At 74.9% G+C, this 17,836-nt stretch carries 15 protein-coding genes and 1 tRNA gene; 10 read left to right on the top strand and 6 right to left on the bottom strand.

Going from position 1 to position 17,836, the window contains the following annotated elements; all coding sequences use genetic code 11:
• Positions 1-267 precede the first annotated feature (267 nt).
• Positions 268-2,088 carry an APC family permease gene (locus ACFVVL_RS05265; protein ID WP_387671487.1) on the bottom strand — a complete coding sequence of 607 codons (1,821 nt, stop codon included), beginning with the start codon at positions 2,086-2,088 and terminating at the stop codon, positions 268-270.
• A gap of 340 nt (positions 2,089-2,428) precedes the next feature.
• Here ACFVVL_RS05265 and ACFVVL_RS05260 point away from each other — a divergent pair, with 340 nt between their 5' ends.
• On the top strand, positions 2,429-3,103 hold the full coding sequence (locus ACFVVL_RS05260; RefSeq protein ID WP_387671485.1) for an HAD family hydrolase: 675 nt from the start codon (positions 2,429-2,431) through the stop codon (positions 3,101-3,103).
• 65 nt (positions 3,104-3,168) lie between these two features.
• On the opposite strand, the gene ACFVVL_RS05255 is transcribed toward ACFVVL_RS05260, so the two are convergent.
• A tRNA-Tyr gene (locus ACFVVL_RS05255) sits at positions 3,169-3,249 on the bottom strand.
• Positions 3,250-3,464: 215 nt separating this feature from the next.
• On the opposite strand from ACFVVL_RS05255, the gene ACFVVL_RS05250 reads away from it, so the two are divergent.
• Entirely contained in the window at positions 3,465-3,953 is a 489-nt protein-coding gene (locus ACFVVL_RS05250; protein WP_380289387.1) for a YajQ family cyclic di-GMP-binding protein, read from the top strand.
• Between the two features lie 89 nt (positions 3,954-4,042).
• On the opposite strand, the gene ACFVVL_RS05245 is transcribed toward ACFVVL_RS05250, so the two are convergent.
• On the bottom strand, positions 4,043-4,540 hold the full coding sequence (locus ACFVVL_RS05245; protein ID WP_387671483.1) for a hypothetical protein: 498 nt from the start codon (positions 4,538-4,540) through the stop codon (positions 4,043-4,045).
• A gap of 41 nt (positions 4,541-4,581) precedes the next feature.
• Positions 4,582-5,316: an ArsR/SmtB family transcription factor gene (locus ACFVVL_RS05240; protein WP_387671481.1), complete on the bottom strand. Its 735-nt coding sequence runs from the start codon at positions 5,314-5,316 to the stop codon at positions 4,582-4,584.
• Between the two features lie 135 nt (positions 5,317-5,451).
• On the opposite strand from ACFVVL_RS05240, the gene ACFVVL_RS05235 reads away from it, so the two are divergent.
• The 7 genes from ACFVVL_RS05235 (at position 5,452) to mug (ending at position 13,462) form a co-directional block, all read left to right on the top strand.
• Entirely contained in the window at positions 5,452-6,768 is a 1,317-nt protein-coding gene (locus ACFVVL_RS05235) for an MFS transporter (protein ID WP_387671479.1), read from the top strand.
• Between the two features lie 185 nt (positions 6,769-6,953).
• Complete coding sequence (locus ACFVVL_RS05230) at positions 6,954-8,642, top strand: APC family permease (RefSeq protein WP_387671477.1); 1,689 nt, start codon at positions 6,954-6,956, stop codon at positions 8,640-8,642.
• Positions 8,639-9,076 (top strand): hypothetical protein, encoded by a 438-nt coding sequence (locus tag ACFVVL_RS05225; protein WP_380288280.1) that lies wholly within the window; start codon positions 8,639-8,641, stop codon positions 9,074-9,076. The genes ACFVVL_RS05230 and ACFVVL_RS05225 overlap by 4 nt, the downstream gene beginning before the upstream one ends.
• A gap of 35 nt (positions 9,077-9,111) precedes the next feature.
• Positions 9,112-10,464: a dipeptidase gene (locus ACFVVL_RS05220; RefSeq protein WP_387671475.1), complete on the top strand. Its 1,353-nt coding sequence runs from the start codon at positions 9,112-9,114 to the stop codon at positions 10,462-10,464.
• A 58-nt stretch (positions 10,465-10,522) separates the two neighbouring features.
• Positions 10,523-11,641 (top strand): aminopeptidase P family protein, encoded by a 1,119-nt coding sequence (locus ACFVVL_RS05215; RefSeq protein ID WP_387671473.1) that lies wholly within the window; start codon positions 10,523-10,525, stop codon positions 11,639-11,641.
• Between the two features lie 181 nt (positions 11,642-11,822).
• Positions 11,823-12,902, top strand: coding sequence for a phosphatase PAP2 family protein (locus ACFVVL_RS05210; RefSeq protein ID WP_380288274.1), 1,080 nt, complete (start codon positions 11,823-11,825; stop codon positions 12,900-12,902).
• Complete coding sequence (gene mug / locus ACFVVL_RS05205) at positions 12,899-13,462, top strand: G/U mismatch-specific DNA glycosylase (RefSeq protein ID WP_380288272.1); 564 nt, start codon at positions 12,899-12,901, stop codon at positions 13,460-13,462. The genes ACFVVL_RS05210 and mug overlap by 4 nt, the downstream gene beginning before the upstream one ends.
• Before the next feature lie 4 nt (positions 13,463-13,466).
• Here the strand turns inward: mug and ACFVVL_RS05200 are convergent, their stop codons facing one another.
• Together ACFVVL_RS05200 and ACFVVL_RS05195 are read right to left on the bottom strand one after the other, a co-directional pair.
• A complete protein-coding gene (locus ACFVVL_RS05200) occupies positions 13,467-14,099 on the bottom strand; it encodes a response regulator (protein ID WP_387671722.1) in 633 nt (210 codons plus the stop codon).
• Positions 14,100-14,110: 11 nt separating this feature from the next.
• Positions 14,111-15,379: a sensor domain-containing protein gene (locus tag ACFVVL_RS05195; protein WP_387671471.1), complete on the bottom strand. Its 1,269-nt coding sequence runs from the start codon at positions 15,377-15,379 to the stop codon at positions 14,111-14,113.
• 127 nt (positions 15,380-15,506) lie between these two features.
• Between ACFVVL_RS05195 and ACFVVL_RS05190 the strand changes: the two genes are divergently transcribed.
• Complete coding sequence (locus tag ACFVVL_RS05190; protein WP_387671469.1) at positions 15,507-17,393, top strand: FtsX-like permease family protein; 1,887 nt, start codon at positions 15,507-15,509, stop codon at positions 17,391-17,393.
• Positions 17,394-17,836: the final 443 nt, after the last annotated feature.

Below are 17,836 nucleotides of genomic sequence, written 5' to 3'. Positions count from 1 at the left end.
ATGTTTCCGCAGGTCGGAGCGGCTACGCGCGAGGCGTTCCGGGTGGGGCCGGGGCGTTTCGAGGGCGTCAAGGGGGGCGTTAAGACATCGTCAAGATATGACGATCCTGCCATTTACATGGGGCATATCGTGGCAATTCCTCCAGGGGGGGCGATGACCGGGGTGCTCACCTTCGGGGTCACGCCCGTCGTGACATCCACCGTCGCGCCCGTCGCCACATCTGCTGTCATGCCCGTCGTGACATCCACCGCCGCGTCGCGCCCGTCGTCACATCCTCATCCGGAGCCGGCAGACCACCGCGTCGGTGTGCCGGCGCAGCGCCCGGTCGATGACGGCGCCGCGGCGGTTCTGCAGGGCGCGCTGCCAGGGGCGGACCGGTTCGACCTCGGGGATGAGGACGGTGAGGCGGTCGTAGGCGTGCTCGGCGGCGAGGTCGTTGACGAAGGCGGCGATCGGCGGGCCGAGTCGGCGGTGGGCGTCCGGGATCTCGATCAGCGGCACGCCGGGCCGCCACAGCTCCCAGTCCCGGCGCAGCGCCTCGGCCTCGGCCGGCTCGTGGACGACGGTGACGGCGAGGACCTCGTCGCCGAGGGAGAGGGCTGCGGAGAGACCGTCGCGGGTGAGCCGGGTGATGGCGGTGACCGGGACGACGACCAGGCTGCGCTGCGGGGTGAGCGGTCCGGGGACGCGGCCCAGTTCCAGGCGCTCGCCGATCCGGGCGTAGCCGCGGCGCACCGCCTCGAACAGCAGCACCAGCAGCGGCAGGGCCAGGCAGATGCCCCAGGCGCCGTCGGTGAACCTGGTGCCGGTGACGACGAGGGCGGCGGTGCCGGTGAGCAGCGCGCCGAAGCCGTTCAGCGCCGCCCGCCACCGCCAGCCGGCCGGCTTCCCGCCGTACCAGTGGCGGACCATGCCGACCTGGCAGATCGTGAAGCCGACGAACACCCCGATCGCGAAGAGCGGGACCAGGCTGTTGACGTCGCCGCCCGAGCCGACCAGCAGCAGCGCGGAGACGGCGGCCAGGAAGAGCACGCCGTGCCGGTGCACCTGGCGGTCGGCGCGCAGGGCGAAGACGTGCGGGAGGTGGTGGTCGCGGGCCAGCAGGTGGAGCAGGACCGGCAGGCCGCCGAAGGAGGTGTTGGCGGCCAGGCCCAGCAGGACCACGGTGGCGAACTGCACCACGTAGAAGCCGGCGCCGTGGCCGAGCGAGGCGTCGGCCAGCTGGGCGAGCACGGTGACGCCCTCGACCGGCTGGAGGTGGAAGCGGCCGATCAGCACCGCCAGTCCGATCAGCATCACGCCGAGCAGCGCGCCGAGCGCGACCTCGGTGTGCTGCGCCCGCTTCACGCCCGGCGCGCGGAAGGACGGGACGGCGTTCGCCACCGCCTCCACACCGGTCAGCGCGGAGCAGCCGGCCGCGAAGGCCTTGAGCAGCAGCAACGCACCGACCGCCGTGGCGTTCTCCGTCAGCACGGACGCGTGCCCGTCGGCCGCCGCCGTGCTCACCGGCGCGTCCCGGAACAGGCCGGCCACGACGATCGCCAGGATCGAGAGCACGAAGACGGCGGTCGGCGCCATGAACCAGCGGGCCGACTCCGCGATCCCGCGCAGGTTCACCGCCGTCACCAGCGCCAGCACGCCCAGGCAGAGCCAGACCCGGTCCTCGTACAGACCCGGCACCGCCGACGTCAGCGCCGCCACGCCGGCCGTCACCGACACCGCCACGTTCAGCACGTAGTCGACCACCAGCGAGGCCGCGGCGGTCAGTGCCGTCCGCCGGCCCAGGTGCGCCTTGGCCACCGCGTACGAGCCGCCGCCGTCCGGGAAGGCCGCGATGACCTGCCGGTACGAGGCGACCAGCACCGCCAGCAGCACCGCGATCGCCGCCGTGACCGGCAGCGTGAACCCCAGGCCGTACGCCCCCGCCGCGGCGAGCACCAGCACCACGGACTCCGGCCCGTACGCCACCGAGGCCATCGCGTCCAGCGACAGCGCCGCCAGTCCGCCCAGCGCGGTCAGCCGGTGCCGGTCCTCGGCGCCGGCGACGGTATCCGGAGGCTCTGTGGTGGCGGCGAGGGTGCTGGACATCGGACGGAACCTCCGCAGTCGATCGGTTGCCCCGATCCTGCGGGTGCCGGCCGGCTGCACCCCACGGCCCCTACGCGTTCCTGACGCGCCGTCGCCCGCTCTTGACGGGCCCTTGACGGCGACTGGGCGGGGTGGGCGGACCGCTGTCCCGGCGGGCGCCGGTTGGGAAGACGATCAGCTCTTACGGAGGACTCCCGGCGCGCTCACGCACGGCCGGGACTGCTCGGCGGTGAAGCTGAACGGTCCGGCCCCACCCTGCCCCACCACTGTGCTGCCTGGGTCAGGTAATTGCAAGTCATTCGCAATAACGCCACCCCTCGCACTCCACTACCCTCCGCACATGCCCCAGCACCCTCCGCCCTCCCCCCTGCTCCTCATCGACCTGGACCACACCCTCGTCGAACGCGACGGCGGCGCCGACGCCTGGGCCCCCGCCTTCTGCGCCGCCCACGGCCTGCCCGCCGAGGCCGCCCCCACCGTCTTCGGCCTCTTCCTCACCGACCGCTCCCCCGCCGGCTTCACCCGGATCGCCGCCCACTACGGCCTCCCCCGCTCCGGCACCGCCCTCTGGGAGGAGCACGTCGCCCACGAGGCCGCCCGCACCCACCTGATCCCCGGCGTCCCCGAAGCCCTCGCCGCCCTCCGCGCGGCCGGCTGGACCATCGCCGTCGTCACCAACGGCTGCACCGACATCCAGCGCGCCAAACTCGCCCGCACCGGCCTGCTCCCCGCCGTCGACACCGTCTGCGTCTCCGAGGAGGCCGGCGCCCGCAAGCCGGCCCCCGCGATCTTCCACCTCGCCGCCACCCGCCTCGGCCGCACCCTCACCCCCGCCGACTGGATGGCCGGCAACAACCCCGCCACCGACCTCCGCGGCGCCCACGCCACCGGCCTCCGCTCCATCTGGATCACCCCCTCCCCGCCCCCGCCCCTCCCCCCGTCCCACCCCACCCCCACCCACACCGCCCCCGACACCCCCACCGCCGCCGCCCTGCTCCTCTCCCTCCCCCACTGACCCCGGGAACGACAAAAGGCCCCCGGTCCACGTCTCCGTGAACCGGGGGCCTTCCATCTATCCTGTGGCTGGTGCAGGGTTCGAACCTGCGTAGCTTGCGCGACAGATTTACAGTCTGCTCCCTTTGGCCGCTCGGGCAACCAGCCAGGATGTTCGCCTCCCGGGGGCTTGCCCCGTTCGACTGGGTAAACCTTACCCGATGCCGGGGGGTGGTCCGCCACCTGGTTCCGTGGGGCGCGATCGGCGGGTGTGGCGCGACTGTCCTGGGCGGTGGCGGGGGCGGGCTGGATAGGCTGGGGCGGCGGGCGTCCGGTGGGACGGCCGTGTCAGTGCAGCCAGAGCATCAAGGAGACCAACACCCATGGCCGACTCCAGTTTCGACATCGTCTCGAAGGTCGAGTGGCAGGAGGTCGACAACGCGATCAACCAGACCTCCCGCGAGATCGCCACCCGCTTCGACTTCAAGAACGTCGGCGCCGACATCAAGCGCTCCGGCGAGACGATCGAGATGAAGGCCAACGGCGAGGAGCGCGTCAAGGCCATCCTGGACGTGCTGCAGAGCAAGTTCATCAAGCGCAACCTGTCGCTGAAGGCGCTGGACGCCAAGGACCCGCAGCTGTCCGGCAAGGAGTACAAGATCTTCGCGGACGTGAAGGAGGGCATCTCCCAGGACGATGCCAAGAAGATCGCGAAGATCATCCGCGACGAGGGCCCCAAGGGCGTGAAGGCCCAGGTCCAGGGCGACGAGCTGCGGGTGAGCTCGAAGAGCCGGGACGACCTGCAGGCCGTCCAGGCGCTGCTCAAGGGCAAGGACCTGGACTTCGCGATCCAGTTCGTGAACTACCGCTGAGCCGGTCGGCGGCCCCGGCCGGGAGCTCTGGAGAGGGCTTCCGACCGGGGCCGCCGTCGTTTCCGGGGGCGCCGTCGTCCGGTGGGGCGTCAGGGGGTGGCGGCCCAGGCGGCGGTGGTGCGGTGGGCGTCGAGGCCGGCGGCGTCGAACTCGTCGCGGGCGGTGGTGCCGGCCGGGATGTGGACGCCGAGGCGGCGCAGGACGCGGGAGATCGGGCCGCCCTCGGGCGGGAAGGCTTCGAGGGGGCCACTGGTGAACGGGCCGAGGTCGAGCCGGCCGTCGGCCCAGAGGGCGGCGCGCTGGATGCCGGTGCCGCCGAAGTAGTCGGCCTCCACGCAGGCGATCGGGCCGGCCTTGGACCAGGCGGCGAGCCGGCGTTCCAGGCCGTCGGAGAACCAGTCGAAGCCGGCGACGCCCGGGGAGGCCGGCTCCTCGTCGCCGAACCGGAGGGCCGTCAGGAACCCGGGGGTGGCCGGGATCAGCGCGAGGCCCTGGGCGAGCGGTCGCGGGCGGGCCGCCGAAACCTCGGCGGCCGCCACCGCGACCAGTTCCGCCGGGCCGATCAGCGCCTGAAGTTCGTATGACATTCAGTCATCGTGAACCATGACACCGACGGTGCGCCCGTCGTTTACGATTCCGTGCCCGGTCGGGTATCAGTCCGAGAGTCGCCCGCAGGACCGGGGCGGACGCCGTACAGCAGCGTGAACAGGGTCGCCTCCACCGCGTCGTCGGCGTCGCTCTCGCCCTCCGCGCGCAACTCGTCGAGGATCTCGTCGAGCCGGCCGCGGAGCCGGAGCATCCGGTCGGGCGTGAGCCGGAACGTGAAGTGCGAGAACATGCCGGGCAGGCCGGGGGCCGAGGCCTCCCGCGAGGTGGTGAAATCGACGCGGTCGGCCATCGCGCGGGCGTGGAACTCGCCGCGGACGCGGTCCATCGCGGCGAGGATGGCCCCGTAGGCGTGGGCGCGGGTCGGCGAGCCGGGCGAGAAGATCTCGGGCGCCAGCCGCAGCGAGTCCTGGGCCGGGGCGTAGCGGCTCTCGACGATGCCGGAGACCAGGCGGGTGCCGGCGACGCGGACCAGTCCGGCCTTCTCCAGTTGCTTGATGTGGCGGTAGAGCTTGGTCTGCGGCTCGTCGAGCGCGGCCGCGATCTCCTTGGCGGTGAGCGGCCCGGAGGCGAGGGCGGCCATCAGGACGTCGAGGATCGCCAGGCGGAGCGGGTCGGCCAGGGCCTTGAGGGTGGCGGCGTCCTCGACCCGGCGTTCCTTGAGGGCGCCGGGGCCGGAGCCGGGGCCGGGGGTGGCGGGCCCCGGGGCGGCGGGCTCCTCGTCGGCGTTCTCGGCACTCTCGGCGTTCTCGACCACGGCCCCACCCTCGCAGATGGCCGCCGACCCGGGCAATCGAGCGTTCACCCTTGCGCGATCGGTCACACTCACGTCACCATTCACGTATTCGTGAATGGTGACGCTGCAGTGAGCGTCGAGAAGGGGGAGACGCCGATGAGTACGGAGACCGCGACCACGACCGGCCCGCCGCAGGCGGCCGCGCCCGTCCCGCTGCGGCGCAACTGGCGCTTCCAGGCCCTCTGGGCCGGCCAGGCCGGCGCCACCCTCGGCCTGCAGATCGCCGACACCGCCTACCCGCTGCTGCTGCTCGCGCTCACCGGTTCCTCCACGCTCGCCGGGGCGTTCGGGGCCCTGCAGATCAGCGCCTCCCTGCTGTTCGGCCTCCACGGCGGCGCGGTCGCCGACCGCTGCGACCGCCGCAGGCTGCTGATCGCGGGCGACTGCGTCCGGCTGGTCGCCTGCGCCAGCGTCCCGGCCGCCATGGCGCTGGACCGGCTGACCCTCGCGCACACCCTGCTGGTGGCCGTGGTGATCGGCGCGACCATCGCCTACACCGGCCCGATCCGGCTGATCGCGGTGCGCTCGGTGGTGCCGCCGGAGCAGCTGCGGCAGGCGTTGGCTCAGGACGAGGCCCGGATGAGCGGGGCCGGTCTGATCGGACCGCCGCTGGCGGGCGCGCTGTTCGGGCTCGGCCGGGCGGCGCCGTTCGTCGGCACGGCGGTCGCCTCGCTGCTCGCGCTCACCGCCGCGCTCGTGGTGCGGTTCCCGGGCCGGCCGGAATCCGGGGCGTGCAGGGCCGGCACCGCGGGCGGCACCGCGGACAGCGGCGCGGACGGCACCGCGGACGGCGGCGCGCTGGCCGGCTACCGCTACCTGGCAGCCAACGCCCTGCTGCGCCCGGTCCTCGCCGTCGTCCTGCTGATCAACGTCGCGGGAGCCGCGATGCTGCTGCCGGTGATGGTGATCCTGCGCGGCCAGGGCACGTCCAGTGCCGGCATCGGGCTGGCCCTGGCCGGGGAGGCCGTGGGGGCGCTGGCCGGCGCGCTGCTGGTGAGCCGGCTGCACCGGACGGCCGGGCCCGGGGTGCTGCTGCTCGCGGTGTCCTGGCTGACCGTCCCGGTGCTGCTGGCGCCGCTGCTGCCCGGCGGGCCGGTCACCGTCTTCGCGGCGCTGTTCGTGGTGGGCCTGGGGATCCCGACGCTGCGGGTGATGATCGACCTGCTGGTGTTCAGCCGGGTCCCGGACGCGCTGCGCGGACGGGTGATCTCCGCGACGCTGACGATGTTCACGGTCGGGATGCCCGCCGGGACGGTCGGCAGCGGGCTGCTGCTCGACCACCTCTCCCCCGCGGCGGCGCTCGGCACGGTGGCGGCGCTGCTCGCGGCGGGCCTGGTCCCAGCGACGGCCGGCCGGACGCTGCGCCGCTCCGGCTGGCCCGAGCGGACACCGGCGGCCACCCCGTCGCCCTGACGCCCTGACGCCCTGACGCCCGCTCACCGCCTGTCGCCGGGACCAGGCCCGCCGCCCGCACCCCACAGCCCGCCCGCTCACCCTCCGCTCACCCGTGCGGGTGCACGCCGCATGCGCCTCCCTCGCCAACCGGGTGAACTGACCGGGTACGGCCCGGCGCCGGCGGGGCCACCGCAGGAGGACGCATGAGTTCGATGGACATACCGTCGTCCGGCCAGGGCGGTCCTGGCGGAGGCCAGGGGGGCGGCGGCCAGGAGTCCGCCACCCGGGAACGCACCGGCTCGGCGGCCGCCACCCTGGCGAACGCGCCCCGGATGTCCTGGCTGACGCTCGCCTTCATGACCACCGCCTCGGTGGCCAGCCTCCGCTCCGCCCCGACCATGGCGGTCTACGGCCTCGCCTGCGTCTTCCTCTACCTCCTGCCGGCCGTGGTCTTCCTGCTGCCGACCGCGCTGGTCTCCGCCGAGCTGGCGTCCGGCTGGGAGGGCGGCGTCTACCGTTGGGTGTCGGAGGGCCTGTCGAAGCCGCTGGGCTTCCTGGCCGTCTGGTGCCAGTTCGCGATGACGATCTTCTACTACCCGTCCCTGCTGGCGTACGTGGCGTCCACCATCGCCTACGTGGTCAACCCCTCCCTGGCGAGCAACGGCCCGTACACCGCACTCGTGATCATGGTGCTGTACTGGACCGGCGTCTGGGTCTCCGCCCGGGGCACCCAGGCGGTGGCCGGCCTCTCCTCGATGGGCCTGATCATCGGCACGCTGGTCCCCGGCACGCTGCTCGTCGTGCTCGGCTTCGTCTTCCTCGGCCAGGGCAACGGCTCCGCCGCGCCGATGGACGCCGCGCACCTGTTCCCGGAGTGGACCGGCCTGGCCAGCCTGGTGCTGATCGTCAACAACTTCCTCAGCTACTCCGGCATGGAGATGAACGCGGTGCACGTCTCCTCGCTGCGCAACCCGGCCCGGGAGTTCCCGCGCGCGATGTTCACCGCCTCCGGGCTGGTGCTGGCGATCTTCATCCTGCCCGCGCTGGCGATCAGCTGGGTGGTGCCGTCCAGCGAACTGAGCCTGACGGCCGGTGTGATGCAGGCCTTCGACGCCTTCTTCCAGTACTTCCACATCGGCTGGCTGACCCCGGTGATCGCGGTGGCGCTGGTCGCCGCCTCGCTCGGCGGCATGCTCACCTGGCTCGCCGGGCCGTCCAAGGGCCTGTTGATGATCTCCCGCCAGGAGGGCTACCTCCCGCCGTTCCTGCAGCGGCTCAACCGGGCGGGCGTCCAGCAGAACCTGCTGGTCACCCAGGGCGTGGTCACCACGGTCATCGCCCTCGCGTACGCCCTGATCCCGAACGTCTCCAGCGCCTACTGGATCTTCTCGGTGATCACCACGCAGGTGTACCTGATCGTCTACCTGCTGATGTTCGCCGCCGCGATCCGGCTGCGCCGTCTCCAGCCGGACCACCCGCGCGGCTACCGGGCACCGGCGCTGGTGCCGATCGCGGTCACCGGCCTGGTGGCCTCGGCGGCGGCGATGGCGATCGGGTTCGTGCCCTCCTCGCAGTTCGGCAGCGGCTCGGTCTGGTCGTACGTGGCGATCGTCGGCGGCGGTCTGCTGGTGCTGGGCCTGGTGATCCCCGTGCTGTTCCTGCGGCTGCGCAAGCCGGGCTGGCGCTCGCCCCAGGCCCGCGCCGAGGCGGAGGCGATCGAGGCCGCCGAGCTCCGCCACGCGACCGACCCCGGGCCGGAAGGACCGGGGCACCACGGAGCGGGGCACCACGGGCCGAAGCACGACGGACCGGAACGTGACGGACCGGAACGTGACGGGCCGAAGCGCGACGGACCGGGTGCGGACGGCCCGACGCACGGAGGTGCGGCATGACCCGCAGCCTGATGGCCTCCCGGCATCGCTGGATCTACCTCGGCGCGATCGTCCTGCTGATCGCCATGCTGGTGACCGGCCTGCTCACCTACAGCCAGCTGCACAAGACCAACGAGGCCAACCGCAAGGCCGAGCAGCTCTCCGAGGCGCTGGCCGCCGCCGGCTACCCGGTGCCGTCGCAGGACCAGATCGTGCACACCCTGGGCGAGGACGGCGGCGCCGTCTGCGACGACCCGGCCGGCGCGCTCCAGCAGGCGCAGTGGAAGTACGGCATGTCCACCGGCGCGGCCGGCCCCGGCCAGCGTCCGGTGCTCTCCGACCGCGAGGTGGTCCTGGCGGAGACGATCGTGCTCTCGGTGTACTGCCCGGACAAGCTCGCCGCCATCAAGGACAAGATCGACGACCTCAAGCTGGAGAACACCGTCCGCAACTGACGCCCCGGCCCACAGTCCCCAGAGGAGCCGTCACCATGACCGACGAACTCGCCCGCCGGATCGCCGCCCTGATGCCGCGCGCCCGGGCCGACCTGGCCGAGCTGGTCGCCATCCCCTCCGTCGCCGACCCCCGCCAGTACCCGCCGGAGAAGTGCCGCCAGGCCGCCGAGTGGGTCGCCGACGCCTTCGCCGACGCCGGACTGCGCGACGTCCACCTGGAGGAGACCCCGGACGGCAGCCACGCCGTGGTCGGCCACCGCCCGCCCCCGCCCGGCGCGCCGACCGTCCTGCTCTACGCCCACTACGATGTCCAGCCCCCGCTCGACGACGCCGCCTGGACCTCCCCGCCGTTCGAGCTCACCGAGCGCGCCGGCCGCTGGTACGGGCGCGGCGCCGCCGACTGCAAGGGCAACATCGTCATGCACCTCACCGCGCTGCGGGCGCTCGGCGACGACCTGCCGGTCGGCCTCAAACTGGTCGTCGAGGGCTCGGAGGAGCAGGGCACCGGCGGACTGGAGGCCTACGTCCCGCCGCACGCCGGGGAGCTGCACGCCGACGCACTGCTGATCTGCGACACCGGCAACGCGGCGGTCGGCCTGCCCACCGCCACCACCTCGCTGCGCGGCGTCACCACGGTGGTGGTCACCGTCTCCGCGCTGGCGGGCGACATGCACTCCGGCATGTTCGGCGGCCCCGCCCCGGACGCGCTGGCCGCGCTGATCCGCGTCCTCGACTCACTGCGGGACGCCGACGGCGGCACCCGGATCGAGGGCCTGGACAACGACGGCACCTGGAGCGGCGTCGGCTATGACGAGCAGCGGTTCCGCGCCGACGCGGGCGTCCTGGACGGCGTCCGGCTGACCGGCTCCGGCACCGTCGCCGACCGGCTCTGGGCCCGGCCCGCCGTCACCGTGCTCGGCATCGACTGCCCGCCGGTGGTCGGCTCCGCCGCCGCGATCCCGGCCACCGCCCGGGCCCGGGTCAGCCTGCGCGTCCCGCCCGGCACCGACGCGCGCGCCGCCCAGGCCGCGCTCACCGCCCACCTGGAGGCCGCCGCACCGTGGGGGGTGCACATCGCGGTGGAGCCCGAGAGCGTCGGCTCGCCGTTCCGCGCCGCCACCGGCGGGCCCGCCTACGCGGCGCTCGACAAGGCCGTGCAGGAGGTCTACGGCCGCCCGATGTCCTTCCTCGGCCAGGGCGGCTCGATCCCGCTCTGCACCGTGTTCGCCACGACCTTCCCGGCGGCGGAGATCATCCTGATGGGCGTCGAGGAGCCGCGCTGCCTGATCCACGCGCCCAACGAGAGCGTCGACCCCGGCGAGATCGAGCACATGGCCCACGTCGAGGCGCTGTTCCTCCGCCACTACGCCAACTCGCGCCGTTCGTGATGAAGTTGACGCGCACCCAGCCTCCAGCCGCGCCGAGCTCCCCCACCAGGAGACCCGCATGCCCCGAGAGTTCACCACCGAGGACTACCGCTCCCGCCTGGAGCGGGCCACCGCCGCCGCGGCCGGCGCCGGGCTGTCCGGCCTGGTCGTCGCCCCCGGCCCCGATCTCGTGTACCTCACCGGCTACCAGCCGACCGCGATCACCGAACGGCTCACCGCGCTCGTCCTCACCGCAGGGCGCGAGCCCGCGCTGATCGTCCCCACCCTGGAGCGCCCCGACGCCGAGAAGGCGGCCAGCGCCCCCGCCGTCCGCCTGGTCGACTGGACCGACGGCCAGGACCCGTACGCCGCCGCCGTCCCGCTGATCGACCGGGCCGGCCGGTACGGGATCTCCGACAACGCCTGGGCGATGCACCTGCTCGGCCTCCAGGCCGCCCTGCCGGCCACCGGCTGGACCTCGCTCACCGAGACCCTGCCGATGCTGCGCGCGGTCAAGGACACGGACGAGCTGGAGCGCCTCGCCGCGGCCGGCGGGGCCGCCGACGCCGCCTACCGGGGCATCCTGGAGGTCACCTTCGCCGGGCGCCGGGAGACCGACGTCGCCGCCGACCTCGCCGCCCTGCTCATCAAGTACGGCCACAGCCAGGTCGACTTCACCGTGGTCGGCTCCGGCCCCAACGGCGCCAACCCGCACCACGAGGCCGGCGACCGGGTGATCGAGCCCGGCGACACCGTCGTGCTGGACTTCGGCGGACTCAAGGACGGCTACGGCTCCGACACCACCCGCACCGTGCACGTCGGCGCCGACGTCCCGGACGAGGTGCGCAGGGTCCACGAGGTCGTCCGGCAGGCGCAGCAGACCGCGTTCGAGGCCGTCCGGCCCGGGATCGGCTGCCAGGAGATCGACCGGGTCGCCCGCCGGGTCATCACCGAGGCCGGGTACGGCGAGTACTTCATCCACCGCACCGGCCACGGCATCGGCATCACCACGCACGAGCCGCCGTACCTGGTCGAGGGCGAGGAGCGGCCGCTGGTGCCGGGGATGTGCTTCTCGATCGAGCCGGGCGTCTACCTGCCGGGCCGGTTCGGGGTGCGGATCGAGGACATCGTGACCGTCACCGAACAGGGCGGGCGGCGGTTCAACAACACCCCGCACGAGCTGGGCATCGTGTCCTGAGTCACCCCGGGGCCGTGTCCGGGGTCACCGCCGGGAACGCCCCCGCCGCGTCCCGGCCGTCTCCCGGATCACCCGGCCCGGTGTGTGCGCTGCGCCGCCCGGGGCAATTCTGAGCCCTTCCTGAACGGACCGCCGTTCGCACCGAGAGTTCTCCAAGAATGCCTTGCTAGCTTCGACCGGCATGACCAGAATGCTCCGCCCGGCGCCGCCCACCCCTTCCGAGAGCGCCGGGCGGCTGCGTCCGGCGACCGGTTCCCGGACCGGCACGCGCTCCGGCGCCCTGGCCCGGCTCCGGCTGCTGGCGTGGCCGCTCTACCTCACCGCCCTGCTGTGGTACCTGGGCACGTACGGCCTGCCGTACACCAATGACCTGGTCTTCCTCTGGCTGATGGGCGCCCTGGTGGCCGCCGGCGTGCACAGCGGGCACGGCGCGCGCGGCTTCCTGCTGGTGCTGCGCGACTGGGTGCCGGTGATGGCCGTCGTCTGGACGTACTCGCTGCTGCGCGGCTACGGCGCGCACACCCCCTGGGGCCCGTACCTGTGGCCGCAGCAGCGCGCCGACGAAGTCATCGGCTTCGGCGAGACGCTGACCGTCCGGCTGCAGCACGGGCTCTACACGCCCGGCTCGCCGCAGTGGTGGGACTACGCGGCGGTCACCGTCTACATGTCGCACTTCTTCGCGGTCTTCGTGATCCTCGCGGTGCTCTGGCGCCGGCGCCACGACCGGTTCCGGCACCTGCTCACCTGCTACCTGGTGCTGACCTTCGCCGGCTTCGCCACGTACATCCTCTACCCGGCGGTGCCGCCGTGGCTCTCCTCCCAGGAGGGCCACCTGCCGGAGCTGACCCGGGTGGTCTCGGACGTGCTCACCGAGAGCGGGCTGCCGCGGGCCGCGTCGGTGTTCGAGAACGGCAGCCAGTTCGCCAACGACGTCGCCGCGATGCCCTCGCTGCACTCGGCGTACCCGGCGATGCTGCTGTTCTTCTTCTGGCCGACGGCCGCGCGGTGGCTGCGGGTGCTGCTGGTCGCGTACCCGCTCGCGATGACCTTCGCCCTGGTGTACGGGGCGGAGCACTACCTGGTGGACGTCTTCGTCGGCTGGGCGTACGCGGCCGCGGCGGTGTACGGCGTGCGGTGGCTGCGCGAGCGGCGGCGGACCAGGTCGCTGGCGGCGAGCCGGGCGGCCGTGGCGCCGGTGGAGCCCGCGGAGCCGGGGGCGGGCGTGGCGGCCGGGGTGGCCGGCGGCACACTGGAGCGGTGACCGAGAAGCCGACCCCGGCCCCCAGGCCGACCGCCGAGCAACTGCTCGCCGCCCGCGACAGGACGATCGAGGACGTCACCGCCCCCGGTCTGCGCGTGCTGTTCTGCGGGATCAACCCCGGGCTCTGGTCCGGGGCCACCGGCCACCACTTCGCCCGCCCCGGCAACCGGTTCTGGCCCGCCCTGCACCGCTCCGGCTTCACGCCGCGCCAGTTCCGGCCGGACGAGCAGCGGCAGCTGCTCGACCTCGGCCTCGGCATCACCAACGTCGCCCCGCGCACCACCGCCAAGGCCGACGAGCTGACCGCCGAGGAGCTGCGGGCGGGCGGCGCCGCGCTCACCGAACGGGTGCTGCGGCTGCGCCCCCGGGTGCTGGCGGTGCTCGGCATCGGCGCCTACCGCACGGCCTTCGGCCTGCGGACGGCGTCGACCGGGCGCCAGGAGCGGACCATCGGGGACACCGAGGTCTGGGTGCTGCCCAACCCCAGCGGCCTCAACGCCCACTACACCCTGGACGCGCTGGCGGCGGAGTTCGCCGGGCTGCGCGAGGCGCTCTCCTAGCCGGTCAGGCGCGCAGGAACTCCAGCACCGCCAGCACCCGGCGGTGGGTCTCCCCCGCCGGGGGCAGGTCGAGCTTCATCAGGATGTTGCCGATGTGCTTGCCCACTGCCGCCTCGGACACCACCAGCTCCCCGCAGATCGCCGCGTTGGACCGCCCCTCGGCCATCAGCGCCAGCACCTCGCGCTCGCGCGGGGTCAGCCGCTCCAGCGGGTCCCGGCGACGGCGCAGCAGCTGGCGGACCACCTCCGGGTCGACCACCGTCCCGCCGGCCGCGACCTCGGTGACCGCCGCCGTGAACTCCTCGATCTGGCCGATCCGGTCCTTCAGCAGGTAGCCGACCCCGGAGCCGTCGCCCGAGTCCAGCAGTTCCGCCGCGTACGAGCGCTGCACGTACTGGCTGAGCACCAGCACCGGCAGGCCCGGGCGCCGCTCGCGCAGGGCGACGGCCGCGCGCAGCCCCTCGTCGGTCTGGCCGGGCGGCATCCGGACGTCGGTGACGACGAGGTCCGGCGCGTGCTCCTCGACCGCCGTGCGCAGCGCCCCGGCGTCGCCGACCGCGGCCACCACCCGGTGCCCGAACCGGGCCAGCAGGCCGACCAGCCCCTCGCGGAGCAGCACGCCGTCCTCGGCGAGCACGATCCTCAGGCTCATCGTCGTGCTCCTCCGCCGGCCGGGACGCACGGGATCTCCACCCGCACCAGGGTCGGTCCGCCGGGCGGACTGCTCACCGTCAGGGTGCCGTCCACGACGGCGACCCGGTCGGCCAGCCCGGTCAGGCCGGTGCCGCGCCCCGGGTCGGCGCCGCCGCGGCCGTCGTCGGCCACCTCGATGGTCAGCCGCCCGTCCGCGTAGCGCCCTTCGACGCTCGCCGTGCGCGCGCCGCTGTGCTTGGCGATGTTGGCGAGGGCCTCGGTGACGGCGAAGTAGCCGGCCGACTCGACCGGTGCCGGGAGCCGGGCGGGCAGCGCGAAGCGGGTGACGACCGGGACGGGCGAGCGGTCGGCGGCGTCCGCGCAGGCCTCCGGCAGGCCGCGGTCGGTGAGCACCTGGGGGTGGATGCCGTTGATCAGCTCGCGCAGTCCGGCCAGGACGTCACCCGCCTCGCGGTGCGCCGCGGCGAGCCGGGCGGCCAGCGGGCCGTCCGGCGGCGCGTCCAGCCGGGCCAGGCCGAGCGTCATCCGCAGGGCCACCAGCCGCTGCTGGGCGCCGTCGTGCAGATCGCGCTCGATCCGGCGCCGCTCCGCCTCGAAGGCGTCCACCAGCCGGGCCCGGGAGCGGACCAGTTCACCGATCCGCCGCTCCTGCCGGCCGGGCCCGAGCAGCAGCCGGACCAGGGCCGCCCGGGCGTCCGCCGCCAGGACCAGCGGGTGGCTCAGCAGCGGCAGCAGGACGAGGCCGGCCAGCCCGCACAGAGCGGCCGTCCCCGTCGAGTGGACCTGCCAGACCTTGAGGACGTTGACCTGCTCGCCGTCCAGCAGGAGCAGCGGGACGGCGGCCAGCAGGCAGCCGGGGACGGCCAGGGCGCAGCCGGCCACGGCCAGGTCGACCGGCCAGAGCACGAACGCGGCGAGCGCGGTGAAGCCCAGTTCGCGCCAGGTCGCCCGCTCGCGGTAGCGCAGCCGCAGCCAGGCCGCGAGGCCGGGGCGGTCGGGGACGCGGTGCGGGTCCGGCACCCGGCCGCCGTCCAGGAACCGGGCCAGCCGGCGTTCCCAGGCCGCGACCGGCAGCCCGACCAGGGCGAGCGCGGCCAGCAGCGGCAGCCCGACCAGCAGGACCGCCAGCACCCCGGCGGCCGTCACGGACAGCAGCAGGCCGGCGCAGAGCAGCAGCCCGGTCAGGCCGGTCGCCAGCAGGTACCCGGCCGCCCGCCACGGGGCCGCCGAGCGCAGGAGGCCCGGTCGCAGCAGCTTGTCCATCGTGTCCCTCCCCCGGTCGTGCCCACCCTAGGGCGCTGCCGGCGGTCCGTCGGTAGAGCCTGCCCTACCGTCCGAAGTGGCCCCCGGCCTGCTGCGGCGCCCCCTGCCGCGGCGGTTCGCTGGGCGCATGAGAATGCTGCGGATCGCACTCCGGTCCCTGAAGGCCCGCCGGGTCTCCCTGCTCGGCGCCTTCCTCGCGCTCGCCCTCGGTGTCGCGATGACCGCCGTCATGCTGCTCGGCCTCGCCTCCGCCGTCGGCGCGCCCGGCGGGGAGGACCTGGTGTCGCTGGTCGCCGCGCTCGGCACCGCGGGCGGGGTGAGCGCGTTCGTCGCGGCGTTCGTCGTCGCCTCCACCTACTCCTACGCCGTCGCCCAGCGCCGCCGTGAGCTCGGCCTGCTCCGCCTCGCCGGCGCCACCCGTGCGCAGGTCCGCCGTACGGTGCTCGCCGAGGCGCTGCTGCTCGGCGCGGCCGCCTCCGCGACGGGCTGCCTGCTCGGCCGGCTCGGCGCCCCGGCGTTCGTCGGGCGGCTGGCCGACGTCGGCATGGCGCCGCCCGGCTTCGCCCTCGCCCCGGCCGGCTGGCCGCTGCCGACCGCCTTCGCCACCGGGCTGCTGGTCGCGCTCGCCGGCGTCGCCGTGGCCGCGCGCCGGGCCGGGCGGGTCGGGCCGCTGGACGCCCTGCGCGCGGCCGACCTCGACACCGGGGTGCTGACGGCCGGGCGGCTGCTCACCGGGCTCGGCCTGCTGCTCACGGCCGCCGTCCTGGCCGGCACCGCGCTCGCCACCGACCCCGCCGACCTGCTGCACCGCAAGACGTACACCACCCAGCCGATGTGGCTGATCTGCGCGGCCGGTCTGCTCTCCCCGCTGCTCGCCCCGCCGCTCATCCGCCTCCTCGGCCGCGCCCTCCCGGTGCGGCTCACCGGGTACGCGGGCCGCCTGGTGCCCGCGGGCGCCGCCGCCTCGCTGCGCCGCACGGGCGCGGTCGCCGCACCGGTGCTGGTCTCGGTCGCGCTGACCGGCTCGCTGGCGGGCGCGCCGGCCGCGGTGGCCGCCGCCCGGACCGCCGAGGCGCGCGCCCGCAGTGCCGCCGACCTGGTCGTCGTCCCGGCGCCCGGCGGCGACGGCCCGCTGCTCGCCGCGCTGGGCGCCGTCCCGGGCGTGGTGGCCCTCCTCCCCACCGCGCCGACCGTCCTCGGCCTCGTCGAGCCGGACGGCGTGACGGTCCGCTCCGAGGCCCGGGCGACCACCGATCCGGCCGCACTGGCCGCGCTCACCCGGCTGCCCCTGCTGGCCGGGTCGACGGCCGGCCTGGACGACCACTCGCTCGTCCTGCCCGCCGAGTGGGGGCACCGGACGGTCGGCGAACCGGTCCCGGTGGTGCGCGCCGACGGCAGCCGGACGACCCTGCGGGTGGCGGCCGTACTGCGGGACGGACTCGGCGACAACGGCCTGTACGTGACCGCCGCCCACGCCCCGGGCGCCCGCGTCGACCGGGTCGAGGTCCGCCTCGGGCCCGCCGCCCGGGCGGCCGAGGTCCGCGCCGCCGCCCGGCCGTACGGCGCCACCGTGCTGACCCGGCAGGAGTGGTTCGCCGGCGGGGCACCCACCCGGATCACCTGGCTGCGGATGGCGCTCGTCCTCGGCCCGGCCCTCGTCTACACCGGCATCGCGCTCGCCAACACCCTGCTCATGGCCACCGCCGACCGCCGCCGTGAGCTCGCCCTGCTCCGCCTCGCCGGGGCGACCCGCGGTCAGGTGGTGCGGCTGGTGACCGCCGAATCGGTGCTGGTGACGGCGGTCGGCGCGGTGCTCGGCTGCGCGGTCGCGGCCCTCCAGCTCGGCTCCCTGTACGCCGCGCTGGCCGTGCTCCGGGTGCCCGCGCCGCTCGTCCTGCCCTGGCGCCCGGTCGCCGCGGTGAGCGCCGGCGCGCTGCTGCTCGCCGCGGTCTGCGCCGCCCCGGCCGCCGCCCGGGCACTGCGTTCCCGTCCGGTCACCGCCGCGGCGCGCTGAGTCCCGGCTCCGGGCCGCCGGGCGCCGGGGTCGCCGAGGGGCCGCCCCCGGCCGGGCAGGGTGACCCCGGCCGCCGCCAGCCGCGCCGGATCCGCGACGACCTCGAACCCGGCCACCCGCCCGTCGCGCACGTCGAACGTCAGCAGCAGCCGCAGCCGCCCGTCCGGTGCGATCGCCGCCCCGGCCCCGCCGTCCACCAGCACCGGCACGCCGAACCGCGCCCGGCGCCCGATCACCTGTGTCTCCCGGGCCACGGCGTCGGCGCCGCGCAGCACCGCCGGCCGGCCGGCGGGCAGCGCGGCCGGGTCGGCCCGGCGCACCACGTCCGGGGCGAGCACCGCGAGCAGCGCCTCCAGGTCGCCGCCACGCGCGGCGGCCAGGAACGCCTCCACCACCTCGCGCTGCACCGGGCCCACTGCCTCTCCCGTCCCCCGCACCCGCTG

The organism is Kitasatospora sp. NPDC058115 (assembly GCF_042884635.1).
Lineage (GTDB): Bacteria > Actinomycetota > Actinomycetes > Streptomycetales > Streptomycetaceae > Kitasatospora.
This window is presented reverse-complemented; position numbering and strand designations above follow the sequence as displayed.

Excerpts from the sequence above, each read along its gene's own strand:
- ACFVVL_RS05260 (WP_387671485.1), top strand. The coding sequence starts at position 2,429 with ATGCCCCAGCACCCTCCGCCCTCCCCCCTGCTCCTCATCGACCTGGAC.
- ACFVVL_RS05195 (WP_387671471.1), bottom strand. The coding sequence starts at position 15,379 with ATGGACAAGCTGCTGCGACCGGGCCTCCTGCGCTCGGCGGCCCCGTGG.
- ACFVVL_RS05265 (WP_387671487.1), bottom strand. The coding sequence starts at position 2,088 with ATGTCCAGCACCCTCGCCGCCACCACAGAGCCTCCGGATACCGTCGCC.
- ACFVVL_RS05230 (WP_387671477.1), top strand. The coding sequence starts at position 6,954 with ATGAGTTCGATGGACATACCGTCGTCCGGCCAGGGCGGTCCTGGCGGA.
- ACFVVL_RS05245 (WP_387671483.1), bottom strand. The coding sequence starts at position 4,540 with ATGTCATACGAACTTCAGGCGCTGATCGGCCCGGCGGAACTGGTCGCG.
- ACFVVL_RS05225 (WP_380288280.1), top strand. The coding sequence starts at position 8,639 with ATGACCCGCAGCCTGATGGCCTCCCGGCATCGCTGGATCTACCTCGGC.
- ACFVVL_RS05220 (WP_387671475.1), top strand. The coding sequence starts at position 9,112 with ATGACCGACGAACTCGCCCGCCGGATCGCCGCCCTGATGCCGCGCGCC.
- ACFVVL_RS05215 (WP_387671473.1), top strand. The coding sequence starts at position 10,523 with ATGCCCCGAGAGTTCACCACCGAGGACTACCGCTCCCGCCTGGAGCGG.
- ACFVVL_RS05250 (WP_380289387.1), top strand. The coding sequence starts at position 3,465 with ATGGCCGACTCCAGTTTCGACATCGTCTCGAAGGTCGAGTGGCAGGAG.
- ACFVVL_RS05210 (WP_380288274.1), top strand. The coding sequence starts at position 11,823 with ATGACCAGAATGCTCCGCCCGGCGCCGCCCACCCCTTCCGAGAGCGCC.
- ACFVVL_RS05235 (WP_387671479.1), top strand. The coding sequence starts at position 5,452 with ATGAGTACGGAGACCGCGACCACGACCGGCCCGCCGCAGGCGGCCGCG.
- ACFVVL_RS05190 (WP_387671469.1), top strand. The coding sequence starts at position 15,507 with ATGAGAATGCTGCGGATCGCACTCCGGTCCCTGAAGGCCCGCCGGGTC.